20 protein-coding genes and 1 pseudogene are annotated in these 17,351 nt (G+C 37.0%); 6 read left to right on the top strand and 15 right to left on the bottom strand.

Features of this window, described 5'->3' with window-relative positions:
- The first annotated feature begins 101 nt into the window (after positions 1 to 101).
- A complete protein-coding gene (locus V7161_RS16660) occupies positions 102 to 311 on the top strand; it encodes a DNA-dependent RNA polymerase subunit epsilon (RefSeq protein ID WP_223595187.1) in 210 nt (69 codons plus the stop codon).
- A 3-nt stretch (positions 312 to 314) separates the two neighbouring features.
- Positions 315 to 1,982: a ribonuclease J1 gene (gene rnjA / locus V7161_RS16665; RefSeq protein ID WP_223595186.1), complete on the top strand. Its 1,668-nt coding sequence runs from the start codon at positions 315 to 317 to the stop codon at positions 1,980 to 1,982.
- A gap of 42 nt (positions 1,983 to 2,024) precedes the next feature.
- On the opposite strand, the gene V7161_RS16670 is transcribed toward rnjA, so the two are convergent.
- The 10 genes from V7161_RS16670 to V7161_RS16715 form a co-directional block, all read right to left on the bottom strand.
- On the bottom strand, positions 2,025 to 2,684 hold the full coding sequence (locus V7161_RS16670; protein ID WP_335714088.1) for a potassium channel family protein: 660 nt from the start codon (positions 2,682 to 2,684) through the stop codon (positions 2,025 to 2,027).
- Between the two features lie 83 nt (positions 2,685 to 2,767).
- Complete coding sequence (locus tag V7161_RS16675; RefSeq protein WP_335714089.1) at positions 2,768 to 3,676, bottom strand: DUF4349 domain-containing protein; 909 nt, start codon at positions 3,674 to 3,676, stop codon at positions 2,768 to 2,770.
- A 111-nt stretch (positions 3,677 to 3,787) separates the two neighbouring features.
- A complete protein-coding gene (locus V7161_RS16680; protein WP_223595183.1) occupies positions 3,788 to 4,243 on the bottom strand; it encodes a TlpA family protein disulfide reductase in 456 nt (151 codons plus the stop codon).
- A gap of 67 nt (positions 4,244 to 4,310) precedes the next feature.
- Complete coding sequence (locus V7161_RS16685; protein ID WP_223595182.1) at positions 4,311 to 4,859, bottom strand: peroxiredoxin; 549 nt, start codon at positions 4,857 to 4,859, stop codon at positions 4,311 to 4,313.
- A gap of 280 nt (positions 4,860 to 5,139) precedes the next feature.
- Positions 5,140 to 6,264: an N-acetyldiaminopimelate deacetylase gene (locus V7161_RS16690; RefSeq protein WP_335714090.1), complete on the bottom strand. Its 1,125-nt coding sequence runs from the start codon at positions 6,262 to 6,264 to the stop codon at positions 5,140 to 5,142.
- 58 nt (positions 6,265 to 6,322) lie between these two features.
- Positions 6,323 to 7,033, bottom strand: coding sequence for a 2,3,4,5-tetrahydropyridine-2,6-dicarboxylate N-acetyltransferase (gene dapD, locus V7161_RS16695; protein WP_335714091.1), 711 nt, complete (start codon positions 7,031 to 7,033; stop codon positions 6,323 to 6,325).
- An 85-nt stretch (positions 7,034 to 7,118) separates the two neighbouring features.
- Positions 7,119 to 7,997 (bottom strand): LysR family transcriptional regulator, encoded by an 879-nt coding sequence (locus tag V7161_RS16700; RefSeq protein ID WP_335714101.1) that lies wholly within the window; start codon positions 7,995 to 7,997, stop codon positions 7,119 to 7,121.
- Positions 7,998 to 8,059: 62 nt separating this feature from the next.
- A complete protein-coding gene (cbpB, locus tag V7161_RS16705; protein ID WP_335714092.1) occupies positions 8,060 to 8,512 on the bottom strand; it encodes a cyclic-di-AMP-binding protein CbpB in 453 nt (150 codons plus the stop codon).
- 114 nt (positions 8,513 to 8,626) lie between these two features.
- Entirely contained in the window at positions 8,627 to 8,863 is a 237-nt protein-coding gene (locus tag V7161_RS16710; RefSeq protein ID WP_223595177.1) for a YkuJ family protein, read from the bottom strand.
- Between the two features lie 201 nt (positions 8,864 to 9,064).
- Positions 9,065 to 10,276: an EAL domain-containing protein gene (locus V7161_RS16715; RefSeq protein WP_335714093.1), complete on the bottom strand. Its 1,212-nt coding sequence runs from the start codon at positions 10,274 to 10,276 to the stop codon at positions 9,065 to 9,067.
- A 146-nt stretch (positions 10,277 to 10,422) separates the two neighbouring features.
- Between V7161_RS16715 and V7161_RS16720 the strand changes: the two genes are divergently transcribed.
- The 4 genes from V7161_RS16720 to V7161_RS16735 all read left to right on the top strand — a co-directional run bounded on the left by V7161_RS16720 (position 10,423) and on the right by V7161_RS16735 (position 14,215).
- The gene (locus tag V7161_RS16720) at positions 10,423 to 11,250 is read left to right on the top strand and encodes a C39 family peptidase (protein WP_335714094.1); all 828 of its coding nucleotides are present in this window, start codon (positions 10,423 to 10,425) and stop codon (positions 11,248 to 11,250) included.
- 154 nt (positions 11,251 to 11,404) lie between these two features.
- Positions 11,405 to 12,280, top strand: coding sequence for a metallophosphoesterase (locus V7161_RS16725; RefSeq protein WP_335714095.1), 876 nt, complete (start codon positions 11,405 to 11,407; stop codon positions 12,278 to 12,280).
- Between the two features lie 286 nt (positions 12,281 to 12,566).
- Complete coding sequence (locus V7161_RS16730) at positions 12,567 to 13,046, top strand: YkyB family protein (protein WP_335714096.1); 480 nt, start codon at positions 12,567 to 12,569, stop codon at positions 13,044 to 13,046.
- A 20-nt stretch (positions 13,047 to 13,066) separates the two neighbouring features.
- Positions 13,067 to 14,215, top strand: coding sequence for an aminotransferase A (locus V7161_RS16735; RefSeq protein ID WP_335714097.1), 1,149 nt, complete (start codon positions 13,067 to 13,069; stop codon positions 14,213 to 14,215).
- 39 nt (positions 14,216 to 14,254) lie between these two features.
- Here the strand turns inward: V7161_RS16735 and V7161_RS16740 are convergent, their stop codons facing one another.
- The 5 genes and pseudogenes from V7161_RS16740 to V7161_RS16760 form a co-directional block, all read right to left on the bottom strand.
- A complete protein-coding gene (locus tag V7161_RS16740; RefSeq protein WP_335714102.1) occupies positions 14,255 to 14,434 on the bottom strand; it encodes a hypothetical protein in 180 nt (59 codons plus the stop codon).
- A gap of 60 nt (positions 14,435 to 14,494) precedes the next feature.
- A complete protein-coding gene (locus V7161_RS16745) occupies positions 14,495 to 15,391 on the bottom strand; it encodes an NAD(P)-dependent oxidoreductase (protein ID WP_335714098.1) in 897 nt (298 codons plus the stop codon).
- 157 nt (positions 15,392 to 15,548) lie between these two features.
- On the bottom strand, positions 15,549 to 16,022 hold the full coding sequence (locus V7161_RS16750) for a hypothetical protein (RefSeq protein ID WP_335714099.1): 474 nt from the start codon (positions 16,020 to 16,022) through the stop codon (positions 15,549 to 15,551).
- 90 nt (positions 16,023 to 16,112) lie between these two features.
- Positions 16,113 to 16,898 (bottom strand): SDR family oxidoreductase, encoded by a 786-nt coding sequence (locus V7161_RS16755; protein ID WP_335714100.1) that lies wholly within the window; start codon positions 16,896 to 16,898, stop codon positions 16,113 to 16,115.
- Positions 16,899 to 17,181: 283 nt separating this feature from the next.
- Positions 17,182 to 17,351, bottom strand: a pseudogene (locus tag V7161_RS16760) (FMN-dependent NADH-azoreductase); the annotation flags it as partial.

Below are 17,351 nucleotides of genomic sequence, written 5' to 3' on the forward strand. Positions count from 1 at the left end.
CTTTTCACATTAGCCCATTGCTTTCTAAGAAAATAAATGAAAAAGATGAAAATGTTTTATATAATAGAAAAAGTTATGATTTAGTGAGGAGCGATTTTGTTATGCTATTTAAAGTTTACTACCAGGAAAGCATTAAAGAAGTCCCAGTCAGAGAGAATACAAAAACTCTCTATATTGAGGGAGAATCCGTACGTGACGTTCGTACAAAAATTGCCGACCGTGGCTATAATGTTGAATTTGTACAAGAAGTAAAAGGCGCCTATTTAGAATATGAAAAACAAAATGAAGACTTTAAAGTATTGGAGATATAATTTATGAAATTTGTTAAAAATGATCAAACTGCTGTTTTTGCCCTGGGAGGTTTAGGTGAAATTGGCAAAAACACATATGCAGTTCAATTCCAGGATGAGATTATTTTAATTGATGCTGGAATCAAATTCCCTGAGGATGAACTATTAGGTATTGATTATGTCATTCCTGATTATACCTATTTAGTTAAAAATGAAGAAAAAATTAAGGGGTTATTCGTTACACACGGGCACGAAGACCACATCGGCGGTATTCCTTATTTATTACGAGAAGTCAATATCCCAATTTATGGAGGAAAGCTGGCACTCGGTTTAATAAAAAATAAATTGGAAGAGCATGGTTTATTAAGGAATGCCAAATTAATCGAGATAAAAGAAGATGATGTGATTAAGTTCCGAAAAACATCGGTGACATTTTTCCGAACTACTCACAGCATTCCTGACTCCTATGGTATTGTCGTTAAAACTCCTCCGGGCCAAATCGTTCATACGGGGGACTTTAAATTTGATTTTACTCCTGTGGGCGAACCTGCTAATTTAACAAAAATGGCTGAAATTGGAAAAGAAGGTGTGCTTTGTCTACTTTCTGACAGTACAAATAGTGAAATTCCGGATTTTACGATGTCGGAGCGCAGGGTAGGAGAAAGCATTCACGATATTTTCCGAAAAGTCGATGGCCGAATTATTTTTGCAACGTTTGCTTCGAATATTCATAGGCTGCAGCAAGTTGTAGAGGCAGCTGTGGAAAATGACAGAAAAGTAGCTGTATTTGGTCGAAGCATGGAAGCAGCCATTAATATAGGCCTTGAATTAGGATATATTAATGCACCAAAAGAAACATTTATTGAAGCCAATCAAATTAACCGCTTACCTGCCGACAAAGTTACTATTCTTTGTACTGGAAGCCAAGGTGAACCAATGGCAGCTCTATCAAGAATTGCAAATGGCACACACAGACAAATTCAAATAATACCTGGAGATACTGTTGTTTTTTCGTCATCACCTATTCCTGGTAACACAATAAGTGTCAGCAGAACAATTAACATGTTGTATAGAGCCGGTGCGGACGTCATTCACGGAAAACTAAGTAATATTCATACCTCTGGACATGGCGGACAAGAGGAACAAAAATTGATGCTTCGGCTAATTAAACCTAAATTCTTTATGCCAATTCACGGTGAATACCGGATGCAGCGCATGCACGCAAAACTTGCAGTGGACTGCGGTGTTGATGAGGAAAATTGCTTTATTATGGACAATGGCGAAGTACTAGCTCTTTCGGAAAACTCAGCACAGGTAGCCGGAAAAATTCCATCAGGATCTGTCTACATTGACGGCAGTGGTGTCGGGGATATTGGAAATATCGTCTTACGTGACCGACGAATTCTTTCTGAGGAAGGCTTAGTTGTTGTGGTTGTCAGCATTAATATGAAAGAATTTAAAATTGCTTCTGGACCAGACCTGATTTCTCGCGGCTTTGTTTATATGAGAGAATCTGGAGATTTAATCAATGATGCACAGAATTTAATTACAAAGCATTTAAATAAGGTTATGGAGCGAAAGACAAGCCAGTGGTCAGAAATTAAAAATGAAATTACTGATACGTTAGCACCTTTCCTTTATGAAAAAACAAAACGTCGCCCAATGATTTTACCTATCATTATGGAAGTTTAAGATTAACAAAGCGGAAGCACCTGTTGGTGCTTCCGCTTTTCTTTATTCCAATACCTTTTTTTCAAACCTGCTGATGTCGTTAGTGTTTCCAATTACTATTAATACATCTCTATTATGAATCGTTTCTTTCGCCTGTGGAGAAACAATGATATCTTCACCTCTTTTTATCGCCACGATATTTAAACCATATTTTTTACGAACATCCAAATCCATAATTGTATTGCCGCCAAGTTTTCCATTTGCCACTATTTCAACGATACTATGGTCTTCTGAGAGCTGGAGATAATCAACCACATTGCTGGATGACATATTAATAGCAATCCTTTTTCCCATATCTCTTTCAGGATGCACAACATGATCCGCCCCAATCTTTCGCAGGACCTTTTCATGGTAATCATTTTGTGCTTTGGAGGTAATTTGCCCGACTCCTAATTCCTTTAAAATTAGCGTTGTTAAAATACTCGATTGAATATCATCGCCAATCGCTACAATCACATGATCAAAATTGCGAATACCTAAACTCTTCAAGACGTTTTCGTCTGTTGAATCTCCCACAACTGCATGGGAGGCAATCATGGAATATTCATTAACACGCTCTTCATTAACATCAATTGCTAAAACTTCCATTCCTTCATCTGTCAGTGTACGGCAAATACTGCCCCCGAAACGGCCCAATCCAATGACCGCAAAGCTTTTCTTCACAAAAACTCCCCCAACAAATACATTTTCTACTATGCTCCCATTTTAGCATTGATGATCATTTTAATTATAGTATGAAATACCGCTTAAACACCTTTTCTATTTTTCCTCTTTCGATAAAATAGAAAAACTGCAAAACCGATAATAGCTAATATCACCAGAATCGGAAGGTTACCGATTATAAAGACAACTAAACTGGACACCAAGCTTAATAACATGTTTGTACTTTTCATAAATTGCTTTTTCGTCTTTTCCCATGTATTAAGTTTGTCTCTCTCAATATCGGGAACAATAACCTTATTTTCATATAGAGTGATCGTTACGGTTGAAAACGAAGTTTGATTTTCTAAAAATTTTATTTTCCCCTCGATTGTTTCTATTTCTTCCTGTACGGCGGCTAAATCGGCGGAGATTTTTAATAGATCCTCCGTTTTTGTTGCAGTTTTCATAAATGATAATAATCGCTCTTCTACGACCCGTTTAGATTTTAATCTGGATTCAAGATCGACATATTCCTCTGTTACATCCTGCCCCGTTATATTCCGTTGCAGAACTTCGGCAGCCTGCCCCTCTGCATCATGTAAAAAAGCCTGAAAATTCTTTTGCGGTATTCGGATGGTAATACTGCCGCTGACCTGCTCTTTCCCTTCTTTAGTTACATTAGATGAAGCAATATAGCCGCCATATGTTTCTGCCTTTTCTTCAAGATTTTTGACCGTTTGTTCAAATTTTTTGACCCTGAGCTGCAAATCAGCTTGATAGATAACCATCTTGTTAGGAACTTCGAGTATTGATTTCTCCTTTGGAGCACTAGAATTATCTGTCTCACCAGAGTATATCGAGGACTTCTCCCCATTACTTGACTGCGCAGAATCCATTTTAGCTGTATTGTCCTTGCTCATTTTCGCGCCCTCATTACTACTTGAACTACACCCTGTAATACCAAGCATTAAAACAATGAAAAAAATAGGGAACACTTTTTTTATCTTTTTCAATCCATGACACCCCTTTTTCTCTCTTTATAATTACGGACGATAAAATGATTACAAGGTTACAAAGAAGCAATAAAAAACTGCTCGCCTAGAGAGACGAACAGTTTTTATTATTTATTCCGTTTTTTCCAATTCATCCAAAACACGGTTTACGCGCTTTTCTAGCATTTTCATACCACTGCCGCCTGCTTGGAAATGACGAAGCTTTCCTTCACGGTCAAAAACATAGTAAGCTGGTACATACTGATTTTCAAATGCTTCTGTTAGTTTATGATCACTGTCAACAAAAATAGGCTGGTTAATCCCATGCTCTGATGCCACTTGCTTGATTTCTTCTAAATTTAGATCGTTTTCCGATCTTGGCATATGAACTGCAACCACGTTTAATTTGTCTTTAAAATCATCTCGAAATTGGTTAACTTGAGGCATTGCCTCTTTACATAAATGACAGCTGATTGACCAAAAATGAATCAAAGTTGGTTTTTCACCAATTAATTCATCTCTAGTTACTTCACCGTTTAACCATTCTGTTGCACCTGCTAATTCTGGCATTGGTTCACGTAATTTCATCGATTTTCCTCCTATTAAAAAGACCTAACGCTTTTAAAGAGTTAGGTCTATCTTGTTTGATTAATAATTATACATTAAGTGTAGCTTGTCCAGGCTTCCAGTTAGCTGGGCAAAGTCCGCCAGTTTGCAATGCTTGAAGAACACGTAAAGTTTCATCTACATCACGGCCGATGTTGTTGTGGTTAACAACAGAGTACATTAATTCCCCTTCAGGGCTGATGATGAATAGTCCACGAAGTGCAATACCTTCTTCTTCAATTAAAACTCCATAATCACGGGAAACAACATGATTTGTGTCAGCCGCTAATGGATATTTCAAATCGCCAAGGCCATTTTCTTTACGATCTGTTTTGATCCATGCTAAGTGAGTATGAATTGTGTCAGTTGAAACACCGATAACCTCTGCATCAAGGTCTTCAAACTCATCGTAACGGTCAGATAGAGCTGTAATTTCAGTTGGACATACAAACGTGAAGTCCATTGGGTAGAAGAATAATACAGTCCATTTATCGTTTTTCATATTTTCTTCAAGGCTTACTTTTTTAAATTCTTTGTTTGGCATAACTGCATCCATTTCAAAGCGTGGAGCTTGCTTACCTACCATACGTTCTGGCATTTGAATCCCTCCAAAATAATCAATAATTAGTAATAGCAATTCTCAATTTGCTATCCTTCTGACAGTTTTCATTATAGGACAAATCTAGTTTTGAGTCAATATTAAATTATAATTAATTTAAATAAATACTAATTATCAATTATAACCTAATTTTCCCCTTAATAAGTTTCTCCCTAAAATGTCTAGAATAAACGACAATATGTAACAATATTCCTTTTGTTCTCTATAATTTTACCATGATTATCCTTAGGAATAAAATAATAAGCATTATCAAAACAGCTTACATATTATTACCTTTATACGTTAAAAAGCTTGTCATTACCTTAACGGCAACGTCAATAGCCTCTTCATCTGGATTTAGTTTGGCATGATGTAGACCAAATGGTGAATCGACACCGAGCCAAAACATCAATCCGGGGATTTCCTTGAGCATATACCCAAAATCCTCACCTGTCATTGCTTCCTTGCACTCAATTAGCTGAACATCTGTTTCTTGTTGAATATAATTGATAAATTCCCTAGTTATGGTTTCTGTATTATAAACTTGATGGTACATTGAACCGTAATCAATCACAGCTTCACATTCGTAGCCTGCTTCAATACCTCTCACCAATGCCTCAATGCGGTGCTTTACCTTCTCCATTGATTCCGGCGACAATGTGCGGATAGTCCCTTCAAGCCTTGCATTTTCAGCAATAATATTTTGCACGGTACCCCCGGTAATTTTACCAATCGTTATAACTGCACTGTCTAAAGGGTCAACGTTTCTGGAAATGATGGTTTGCAACTGAGCAACTAGAGCGCAGGCAGCAATAACCATATCATTTGTTTCGTGCGGTCTTGCGGCGTGTCCACCCTTCCCTTTCAAATCAATGAACAATTCCGAGGTATTGGCAAATAATAAGCCCTCTTTTACTGCGATGGCGCCAACTGGATACTCTGGTGCAATATGAAGGGCAAAGATTAAGTCCGGCATCCATGCCTGCATTTCTGCTGATTTCAACATTGGCTCAGCTCCGCCTGGCCCTTCTTCAGCAGGCTGGAAAATGAATAATAAATCATCATTGATTGGATTTTCGACAAAATAAGTAAGCACACCTAGAGCAATGGTCATATGGAAATCATGGCCGCACGCATGCATTCTTTCCTCATGGGTAGAAGAAAAAGGGTAACCAGTTTGTTCAGCAATCGGTAAGCCATCAATATCCGTTCTGTAGCCAATAGTTTTTTCAGGCATTAATCCATGAACTTTGACAAATAAACCTGTTTTCCATTTTTTAATGGACAGACGCTCTTGAGTCAGCCCCTCTAAATAAGCCAATAAATAGGCCTGCGTCTTAAACTCTTGAAAACCCAGTTCAGGAATTTGATGAAGATCGCGGCGAATTTTGATTAATGAGTCCATCTAAAGACTCTCCTTTCTATAAAAGAAGCGTGGAAAAGGCTCCACGCTTTTACATTTCTTATAGTTGACGCAACTCTTGCATGATCTCAGTTTTTGACTTTGTCTTTTCATCAATATCTTTAATTTTACGTGCTGGCATGCCGGCTACGACCGTATATGGTGCTACATCCTGAGTAACAACTGCTCCTGCAGCGACGACTGAACCTTTTCCGATTGTTACTCCTTCTAAAACAACCGCGTTCGCACCAATTAGAACATCATCTTCAACGACTACTGGTTTTGCGGATGGCGGTTCAATAACGCCTGCTAAAACAGTGCCTGCGCCGATGTGACAGTTTTTCCCTACTGTTGCTCTTCCACCAAGGACAACTCCCATATCAATCATTGTCTTTTCGCCAATTACTGCACCAATATTTATGACGGCGCCCATCATAATAACGGCATTATCGCCAATTTCCACTTGATCACGGATGGTAACTCCCGGTTCAATACGAGCATTAATATGCTTGGTATCTAATAATGGAATAGCGGAATTGCGTCGGTCATTCTCAACTACATAATCTTCAATTTTTCCTTTGTTTACCTCAAGCGCTTCACTAATTTCAGCCCATTCCCCGAAAACAACACCTGTATTTCCATTAACAAATGCCTTGGCACTTGCCCCAAAATTGATTCCCTCTAATTCTCCCTTTAAATAAACCTTAACCGGAGTAGATTTTTTACTATTTTGAATAAAAGAAATAATTTCATGTGCATCCATCATTTTCATAAACTGTTTACCCCCTAATTGTCTGTACTAAAAAATAATTTACCAAACAAAGTAACTTAAAACAAGCAAAACAGCGTAATACTTCCTAAGATTCAGAAATATGTTCTTTAATGAGTTCGACAAACGCCTGAACCTGTTTTAATTGGAAGGAGGACTCATACCCTAATAGCCAGGTATCCCGCTTTAGCGGTTCATTATTCTCATCTAAAAGGGGTATTTTAAAAATATCCCGTTCTGCTTTAGATAACGTAATTCCAGGCAATATAGCATAACCAATACCATTAAAGGCCATTTGTTTACAAGTCTCAATTTGGTCAACAAGTACTGTCCTTTTTGGTGAGGTTTTAAAGTTCCGCATCCACCAATCCTGAATTTCTTGATAATAATTCGAATCACTCTTAAATTGGATAAACGGCCGGTCAACTTCTAAAACTTGTTCCGGTCTAATAATTTCTCGGTCAACCAAATAAAGTGGATCATCGAAGAGATGGACCTTAACCCCCTTCCAATCAGGGGTGCCGCGGATAATTCCAATATGCACCTGATCATCATATAAACATTTTAGAATTTCACTGCTCCAGCCAGTAATAAGTGATATCTTCGCTTGTGGGTACTTGTCAATAAATTTCTTTAATACTTGTGGAAGCCAGTTTTGACCCACGATAGAAGCTACAGCTATTTTTAAGGTACCTGACACCCCAGATTGCAGCGAATAAATCGTCTCGCGAACCTTTTCTTGCTTATTAAGAACGTCATTAACAAATTCAATAACATGTTCTCCAGCAGGAGTAAGGGCAAGGCCTTTTTGCGAACGAATAAATAATTTTGTTCCCCATTCTTTTTCGATTGTCTGTAAGCGCTGCGAAAGGGCAGGCTGTGATACAAACAACCGTTCCGATGCTTTCCGCATATTCATTTCCTGAGCTAAAACTGATAATAATTGATATTCCGATAATGAGGACATGTCTTCACCACCTTCAAAAATATCCAAAAAAAATATGCCCCCATTTAGGGAGCCAGGTGCAATCATTTATCAATTTTTTTTAAGCGTTTTACCTGTTTATTTAATTGATTTAATACTGTGCTTCTTGGCAATATCCCTTCAAAAAAGCCATCGTCCGTCTCAACACATAAAAAAGGATGATTGACCAATATGTCCAAACATACACTAAGTGAGGCCGAAATTTTAACCCGTGGAATCAGCTTTTTCATAACTTCTTCTACACGTTTTTTTTCAAGGGTTTCAAATTCTATTCTTTCTAGACCGAGGATAGAGTCCATGATAATTGGGGTGCTAATCAGCCCATGGAGCTTATAATGTGGGTCTAGAACAGGAATAGCGGTATAGCCGCTTTTTGTTAACACTAATAAGGCATGCTCGAGATTGTTGCCAATTTGCACATGTGCCACCCGTTCGGATGGGATCATTAACTCTTTAATGGTTAATTCTAAAAATTCCCCACTGGGAAGACTAATCATCGCCGAAAACTCCTCAATGTATGTTTTTCTACAGACTTATTTTATCATAGTTTTCGGAGGTCTGTGTGAATTAAAATACCGATTCATTAGGAAAAGAAAGGAACCAATTGGTTCCTACTGAATTAAATCAAAAATTTCAATTGTGATCATATCAATATTATCAAATTGATATCGTTTAGGTTTTTCCTTTTCATTATAAACTTCTAATTCATACGTTACCGTCTTCGGATGAAAAGTAACTTGACACTTTCTTTCTCCATTAACTTCGAAATAACGTTGAGCTGGCTCACCGCTGTTAGCTTGTTCCTGAAGATTTTTTAATCTGGTTAATATACCTTGAAGCTGTGACATTCGTTTAATCTCCTTTCAAACACAAACAAACTTCTACTTTTATATTTCACAATTGGCCTGTTTCTATCCTTATGGATTATTTACTTAAAAAAAATCCATTTTTTAATGCCAATATTAAAAGAATAAAATAACTGATACTATTTGTCCAAGCAAAAATGAAAAAATTGACTATTTTTTTTAAAATGCCTATTCTGAACCTATCTAAAGTAATTGCTCGTGTTCAAATAAGTATTGGTATGAAATGTCGATAAACAAATAATCATCTCCGTTCATCGGATAGGAGAAGGTTCTAATATTCTCCCCTGTTTCAATATCACGATATAAATCGGATAAAATCCCTTTCCTTTCGTTTCTCATCTTGATAATATTTTCTAGAAAATATGGCCGCCAGCTCCAGTTTTTATTCTTGTATTCAGCTTGAACATTCCAGCCATTTTTTTCTTTAAAAATGTTTGCCGATTTTTGAAACCCATCTTCATCACAAATATACATACGAAAAGCAATATGATCTAGTTCTTTCACTAATGTTTGAAAAAGCTCTTTAAACCCTGCCTTTTTGTTTTTCATAACAATTTCTTGAACCATTGAATGGAAATATTCTGAAGCTAAATAAACACCCTCTAATTTTCTTTTTTCATAAGAAATAAAATCGTGAAACTTTTCTTTTAATCGGGGTTTTAATAAATCTCTCTGAATAAATTCTGCTGCAGGGGGATATAAATAAAATCCTTGATAATAGCGTCCTCCGTTCTTCCAGGCAAACTGCAGCTGATAACTCATTTCAATATTTTCAAACAAAAGGGTTGCCCCAATTTTTCTTGCTAAAAGGGACAGGGTAAACAAAACATCATGGAAGTTCATTCCAGTTGCCGTAGATTTAAGAGGTTCTAAATTTATTTTTAAAATATCCGGCTCAAGTTGACCAATTCGCTCAAAATGATAACTTTCACTATCTATGCTAGAAACAGCAATTTTGATCCCATATGTCCGATAATATTGAAGCAGGTGATCAAATTGATCGAGATCCCCAAGATATTTCCTGTCCGAAATTTCAAGGACAATCCTGCTTAAATTAAACCCTTTTTTTTCAAATTCTAAAAGCTCCTGCAAAAATGGCTCTCCATGCCCATACATTAATAACTCGGCATTGCGATTCAAAAATATACTAATATCGTCTTCAAGCTTTATGGCATTTTCAAGGGCTTTCCTAACTAACAGCAAATCAACCTCAAATTTATACTCATCAGGAATTTGATCATCTTGAAAAAAAGGCCCTAAGCTTATGATATTATCCCCGGTCTTATACCTTCCCAATACTTTATAGGCAATCACCTGTTGTTCGTCCGCACTAAAAATAGGTTGGAAATAAGGAAAAACATGTTCAAGATCCGATAGAATTTCCAAGGCATCCATCGAAGTACCTCCAAAAAAAGATTTACACATAATACCATACGTTTACTTGCCCCAGCCCGTTCGTTCATTACCAAAAGGATACCATTATAGCTCCTAAGAAACAATCAAACAATATAGTTAAGCTAAATTCAAAGGGGGAAAAGTTTTTGAGAAAACTTTGCTTATTAGCCTCGATCCTTCCCATGTTTGGATGCAGCCACTTTAACGATGATTCAGATGCCAGTTCAAAACTTATTCAAAACAAGCCCGCTTCAACATACCGAGTAGAAGAAACGCCTAAAAACACTAACTACACCATAAACGATCTAACTGATCAGGTGATTTACGATAAAAAAATAACCAGCCAAGGCAGCCATGTTAGTACAACTGCCCATAAAAATTCTGCTATGCTTAATGTAATTCTAATTAGACAAAACCCGGAGCTGCGTTATGGTTGTGAAGTGACCAGCCTTGCCATGATGTTGAATTATGCAGGTGTCAAAACCAGCAAAATGGATTTGTACAGGCTGATTCAAAAGGATCCTGATCCGCTCATCAAATCTCCAAAGGGAGATATTTTACGATGGGGCAATCCTGCAGATGGATTCGTTGGGGATATGACAGGAAGACGAGCTGGGTATGCTGTTTTTGATAAACCGATGATGGCATTGATTAACCAAAAGCTACCAGGAAGAGCTGTCAATTTGACCAATCAGCCATTTGATCGTGTATTAGAGCACGTTTCAAAAGGGTATCCTGTTGTTGTCTGGACAACTGGTGATTATCGCCTGCCTGACCGCTGGGAATCCTGGTATCACGGAAAACAATATATAAAAACTCCATTGGATTTACACGCCGTCGTACTAGTTGGATTCGACTCCAATCATGTTTATTTAAATGACCCACTTTCAGGCAGGAAACAAGTTAGAGTAGACAAACAACAATTTATCGCTTCCTGGAAAGCACTGCAGAATCGTGCAGTGAGCTATCGTTAACAAAGGCAGCCCTGTGAGGCTGCTTTTTTAATGAATTTTTGTTCTCTTTTTCGAATAAAAATTAATAATATCCATTTCATTTTACTTGCAAAAAAATCAATTTTTATCGAAAATACATTTGGAAAGTAATTAAAAAGATAGGTTGGTAGAAAAAATGCCTAAAAAACTAAAAAGGAGAACATTTCTGAAGCGAACATTTGGTTCTTTTCTAACCGTTCTCGGATTAAGTTCGGGGGGCTACTTTTATGCCAATCGTATTGAGCCCTCATTACTCGATATTCAAAATCTTGAAATAAAACACCCGTTAATACCCAAAAGTTTTAACGGAATAAAAATCATCCAGTTCTCTGACACCCATCTAGGTTTTCATTATAACCTTACCCAATTTTCCAAACTAGTCGACAAGATCAATGATCTAAAGCCAGACATCATTTTTTTTACTGGCGATTTGATGGATGAACCAAATAAATATTCAGAAATTAATAAACTGATTCCCTTATTGGAATTATTACGCCCTCCTCTAGGTAAATTCTGTATTTTCGGCAACCATGATCATGGAGGCTATGGTTCTGATATTTACCGAAATATTATGGAAGCAACCAATTTCACTGTTCTATTAAATGAATCGGCCCCAATCAAGTTAAAAGATGAAAGCAGAATTCATTTATTAGGAATTGATGACGCAATGTTAGGAAAACCGGATTTACCCTTGGCCTTAAAAAATGTACCGCAAGACCATTTTAAAATTTTATTATCCCATGCACCTGACCTTGCTGATGACGCATCAAGATATCCAATTGAATGGCAAATAAGCGGTCATAGCCATGGTGGACAAGTTAAAATACCTTTTATTGGAGCGCTTGTCATTCCTCCATTTGCCAAGAATTATCCAGAAGGTCTTTATTCAATTGGTGATCAAAATCCATTAACCCTATATGTTAATAGAGGAATCGGAACAACCCGTTTGCCTTTTCGGTTTATGGCAAAGCCAGAGCTAACAGTCTATACACTAAGACCTGAAACAACATAAAAAAACCTTATCCAATTTTTTAGATAAGGTTTTTTTATTTAAAAAAGCGATTTTCAAAATAATGTTTTTACAATCTCTTATTTCTATTTTACAATGAAATAACTGAAAGAAAACAATTTATTGAAAATAATGATTATTTTACTAAAATTTTTCAAATCATATATAGTATAGCCAAAAACGAAAATCATCTCATATCAATTTATAATAGAATCCAGCGCCATATTTTAATTTCGATTAATAAAAGGTATAATGGAAATGTTCGAAAAGATAGAAAGGAGAACATATTTTGAATCCCGATCAGAAATATCCCCAAAGAAATGGAAATCTAACCATCGATAACCTCGCTCAAGCAGTCTTTATTGTGAATCGCCATGCAAAGACAGCGACTAACCCCAAATTTTTATATAAATTAAAACAAGAATCGTTAAAAAAATTAATTGATGAAGGAAAAGCCAAAAAAGTTGGTCTCCATTTTTCTGAAAACCCAAGAAATAGTCAACAGCAATCCGACGTCCTTGTGGAATGCGGCAGATATACCTTCCATATTCCTCCTACTAAATTGGACTTTCATCAACTTCCTCACTTGGGTAAGTTAGATAATCATATTCGTAACCCAAAGGCAGTACTTTCACTTAATGCTGCAAAAGCAATATTGCAGTCATATACAGGAATTTCCGAGGAAGGACCTCCTCCCTCAAATCAGCGAAAAAACCAACGAACCTATCAAAAACCGATATTCAAAAAATTAGGTGAAAGATATTCTTAATTGTGGAAGGACGAACATAAGTGGAGCATTTGATTAATCAACGAGTAAAAGAGATCGAGATTTCGGGAATTAGAAAATTCTTTAATATGGTATCCCATATAGATGACCTAATTTCTTTTACCATAGGCCAGCCTGATTTTCCCACCCCCGAGCATGTGAAACAAGCAGGAATAAATGCAATTGTAGAGGATTTTACCTCCTATACTCATAATGCAGGAACGATTGAATTAAGGAAGGCAGCCAGTGATTTTGTCGAAAATAAATATGGTTTACATTACAAACCTGATTCAGAGGTAATCGTTACCATGGGGGCCAGTGAAGCAATTGACATCACTTTTAGATCCATTCTCACTGAGGGCACTGAAGTTATTTTACCTGGCCCAATTTATCCTGGTTATGAACCCATTATTCGGATGATGGGGGCAGTTCCTGTCCATGTAGACATTAGGGAAAACCAATTTCGGTTTACCCTAGAGATGATTAAACCCTTTATAACTGAAAAAACTCGCTGCATTGTCCTTCCATACCCGTCAAACCCTACTGGCGTAAGTCTTTCAGAAATGGAGTTAAAGGAAATTGCCGACTTTTTAAGTGATAAAGAAATTTTTGTTCTTGCCGATGAAATATACAGTGAACTTACTTTTGACCGGAGCCATAAATCAATTGCGAGCTTTCTAAAGGAAAAAACAGTTGTTATTAATGGATTATCAAAATCTCACTCGATGACAGGGTGGAGAATTGGTTTTTTATTTGCACCTGAATCCATTACCAAGCATATTCTAAAGGTTCATCAATATAATGTTTCCTGTGCAAACTCAATTGCCCAAAAAGCGGCTCTTGAAGCCTTAACAGTGGGAATTGATGATGCTCTAACTATGAAAAAAGAATATGAACGACGCAGGGACTATGTTTATGAGCGATTGACCATAATGGGGCTTGAAGCTGTGAAGCCTGATGGCGCATTCTATTTCTTTGTCAAAATACCAGACAACATTCCATTGAATAGCTTTGATTTCGCTTTGGATCTTGTTCAAAAAACAAAAGTTGCCGTTGTTCCCGGCAGTGCTTTTTCTGAATATGGAGAAGGTTATTTCCGTTTATCATTTGCTTGTTCAATAGAAACATTGGAACTTGGACTTGACCGTATTGAAGAATATTTATTAAAATAAACAAACCCCTCACCAAGTTTAAGGTGAGGGGTTTGTTTTCTATTGACCTTGATATTTTCCGTTGTTTTTAGGTGCTTTTTCTTTTTTAGCCTTATCTTTATGGATTTTATTTGTAGCTGCAGAACCGATTTCATGAGCAAATTCTTCATTTAACTTTGAAGAATCAAACCCCTTCTTGTTCTTTTGCTTTGCATCATTCTTTTTTGTTCGTTTCGCCATCAAAAATTCCTCCCATCGTTTTTCTATTTTAGTTTCTGATGAAGAGAGGAAATTATTCGATTAGTTGTTCCAATATTTATATAGCGCCTGAGTTCCGCTATTTCCTTCACCTTTTTCTGCCAAAAGATCATAAAGTGATTTGGCTAAAGACAATCCCGGAAACTCCGTTCCCATTAGCTCTGCTTCATCTAAGGCAATTTTCATATCTTTAATAAAATGCTTTATGTAAAAGCCTGGCTCAAAATTCCCTTGTAACATTCTTGGAGCAAGATTACTTAACGACCAACTGCCAGCTGCCCCGGTGGTAATGCTTTGTAACACCCTTTCAGGATCTAAACCAGCTTTTTCTGCATAAATGATGGCTTCACATACTCCCATCATATTAGAAGCGATGGCGATTTGATTACACATTTTTGTATGCTGACCAGATCCTGGGTTCCCTTGATAGACAATATTAGTCCCAAGATACTCAAGCAAAGGCCGCACCGCTTCAAAAGCCTCCTCCTCACCACCAGCCATGATTGAAAGCTTGGCTTCCCTGGCCCCTATATCACCGCCTGAGACTGGTGCATCGATAACATAAATTTCACGTTTTTGAGCCTCTTCATAGATTTTTACTGAAAGAGACGGTGCAGAGGTGGTCATATCAATGAAATAGCTTCCGGGCTGGCCATGTCTAATTAATCCATCTTCACCAAGATATATTTCTTCTACATCTTTTGGGTAACCTACCATCGTAAAAATTACTGATGCCTTTTCCGCCATTTCCTTTGGTGAATCAGACCATACAGCTCCATTCTCTAATAATTCTGCTGCCTTTTCTTTGGTCCTGGAAAATACCAATAAAGGGTATCCAGCCTTTAATAAATGTCCAGCCATGCTTTTACCCATGACACCTGTTCCAATAAAACCAATAACCGTATTTTCTGGAGTAAGCAAACTGATCGTTCCTCTCATTTTTATTTTCCTTTATTTTAGCACTATCCTATTATTTTTGGGGGAATTTACAAAAAAAGGCCGAAACGTCTCAGTCGTTCCGGTCCTTTGTGCTCCATCTCCAAATTTATGCACATACTAATGATGTCCAATAAATTGAAAAAAACTCATAATTCTTTTACAATTCTGATGAAAAATTTGTCAAGTAAACTCTACCAAATACTTCCTTATCGTTGAATACCTCAATTGAAACGGCGTTATTTTGTTCAATCATATTTTTAAGTTCTTCAATATGTAAATCCTGTTGTAATGGTATGGGATCCATAAAAATATATTTTTCACTTTTTCCTTTTACTTCTAAATATTCTCCATTTAGTACTTGGTCTTCACCATAGATGATTTCCCTTTTTCCGATTGCAGCAGCTAATTTGTCATCGTGAATGGTTACTTTTACCTTATATAATTGGTGAGCTTCAAGGATTTCATTGTTAATCCTGAAACGAAATTGTAGTTCATTATTTTTCGTCAGCAGCGCATCCGCATAACGATTGACGATTAGTTCATTAGAAAATAAAATTCCACAACCGCTTAGTAGAAATGAACAAAAAATTCCTATAACCAAAACGATTAACCCTCGAGAATTCCTGCGCATCTGTAACACTCCTTTATATTTTTACCATAACCAAAAATAAGTGGTAATAAACGTAAAGAAAGGTTAATTAAGGAAACTAGTCTTCTTTTGTTAAATTGCTTTTATCATGCCGCCATCGACAAGAAATGAACTCCCTGTCATATAGGAATTTGCGTCTGACAGCAGGAAGGCAGCCACATTGGCAAATTCTTCAGGTGTTCCATATCTTTTCAAAGGAATTCCCGCTTTAACCTGTAATTCAACGGTTTCCCGGTCCAATCCCAGTTTGTCTGCGTTTACTTGGTCCAGGTGCTTTACACGGTCAGTCGCAATTCGGCCGGGCGCAATGGTGTTAATAAGAATGTCATAGGGAGCAAGCTCAGATGCAAGCGTTTTTGAAAGTCCAATAATCCCAGTCCTAAAAGTATTTGAAAGTATTAATCCTGGTATTGGTTCCTTTATCGAAGAGGAAGCAATATTAAGGATTTTCCCTCCCTGTTGTTTTAAATATGGTAAAACTTCGCGGATCAATCTCACATAGGATAACAGATTTAATTCAAATGCTGCTTGCCATGCTTCATCGGTTAATTCCTCAAAAGAACCAGCTGGAGGTCCGCCAGCATTATTTACAAGTATATTTATTCCGCCGAAGATTTCTGCGGTTACTGATACAAGCTGCTTAAGGTCAGCAGGTTTAGTTATATCAGCTTTTTGATAGGCGACTTTTCCAGTTCCAATAGATTCTAGTTCATATGCTTTTTGTTTTAGTTTTTCATCTTCCCGGCCCGAAATCATCACATTGGCGCCTTCTCTTACAAGCCGCTCCGCAATTGCAAACCCTAACCCCTGACTTGATGCAGCGATTAGCGCTGTTTTACCATTTAAGTTCAATTCCATTTTCTCGTCCATCTCCTTCTTCACGTTCTATTTCTATTATACAAAAAATAAGTAGAAAAAGTTGGTAATGAAATTTGACAAAAAAATTAAGAGGCAGATAATCTGCCTCATTTTGTTACCACGTTAATTCACAAATATTTTTAAGTTTAGGTCTTTCAACAGGCCAGATAACAGAGACAAACAATTAGTTAAACATCTGTAATTTTAGATTCAAACTAAATTAAAAAATTGCCGAGAAAATTCCCTTTCTCGACAATCTGAAAAGCAGAAAATCTGCCTCTTTTCAAAAGGTATGTGCAAAATCTTTTGCACGTGCTATTGCATTTTCTTTGATTTCTTGGGCTTTATCAGGCATTGCATTATGGCCTTCGACAAATAGCCCCTCAAGGGTTGGAACCCCAAAAAAGCTCATCATCACACTAATATAACGGTGCCCCATTTCCATTTGAGCTG

It is taken from the genome of Neobacillus drentensis, from assembly GCF_036965425.1.
GTDB classification, from domain to species: domain Bacteria; phylum Bacillota; class Bacilli; order Bacillales; family Cytobacillaceae; genus Neobacillus; species Neobacillus drentensis_F.

Bases quoted from the DNA above. Each gene is read 5' to 3' on its own strand.
- V7161_RS16740 (WP_335714102.1), bottom strand. From the start codon at position 14,434: ATGGCGAAACGAACAAAAAAGAATGATGCAAAGCAAAAGAACAAGAAG.
- V7161_RS16715 (WP_335714093.1), bottom strand. From the start codon at position 10,276: ATGGATGCCTTGGAAATTCTATCGGATCTTGAACATGTTTTTCCTTAT.
- V7161_RS16750 (WP_335714099.1), bottom strand. From the start codon at position 16,022: ATGCGCAGGAATTCTCGAGGGTTAATCGTTTTGGTTATAGGAATTTTT.
- dapD (WP_335714091.1), bottom strand. From the start codon at position 7,033: ATGAAAATGATGGATGCACATGAAATTATTTCTTTTATTCAAAATAGT.
- rnjA (WP_223595186.1), top strand. From the start codon at position 315: ATGAAATTTGTTAAAAATGATCAAACTGCTGTTTTTGCCCTGGGAGGT.
- V7161_RS16690 (WP_335714090.1), bottom strand. From the start codon at position 6,264: ATGGACTCATTAATCAAAATTCGCCGCGATCTTCATCAAATTCCTGAA.
- cbpB (WP_335714092.1), bottom strand. From the start codon at position 8,512: ATGATTAGTCTTCCCAGTGGGGAATTTTTAGAATTAACCATTAAAGAG.
- V7161_RS16660 (WP_223595187.1), top strand. From the start codon at position 102: ATGCTATTTAAAGTTTACTACCAGGAAAGCATTAAAGAAGTCCCAGTC.
- V7161_RS16755 (WP_335714100.1), bottom strand. From the start codon at position 16,898: ATGGAATTGAACTTAAATGGTAAAACAGCGCTAATCGCTGCATCAAGT.
- V7161_RS16745 (WP_335714098.1), bottom strand. From the start codon at position 15,391: ATGAGAGGAACGATCAGTTTGCTTACTCCAGAAAATACGGTTATTGGT.
- V7161_RS16725 (WP_335714095.1), top strand. From the start codon at position 11,405: ATGCCTAAAAAACTAAAAAGGAGAACATTTCTGAAGCGAACATTTGGT.
- V7161_RS16685 (WP_223595182.1), bottom strand. From the start codon at position 4,859: ATGCCAGAACGTATGGTAGGTAAGCAAGCTCCACGCTTTGAAATGGAT.
- V7161_RS16680 (WP_223595183.1), bottom strand. From the start codon at position 4,243: ATGAAATTACGTGAACCAATGCCAGAATTAGCAGGTGCAACAGAATGG.
- V7161_RS16710 (WP_223595177.1), bottom strand. From the start codon at position 8,863: ATGTCACAGCTTCAAGGTATATTAACCAGATTAAAAAATCTTCAGGAA.
- V7161_RS16700 (WP_335714101.1), bottom strand. From the start codon at position 7,997: ATGTCCTCATTATCGGAATATCAATTATTATCAGTTTTAGCTCAGGAA.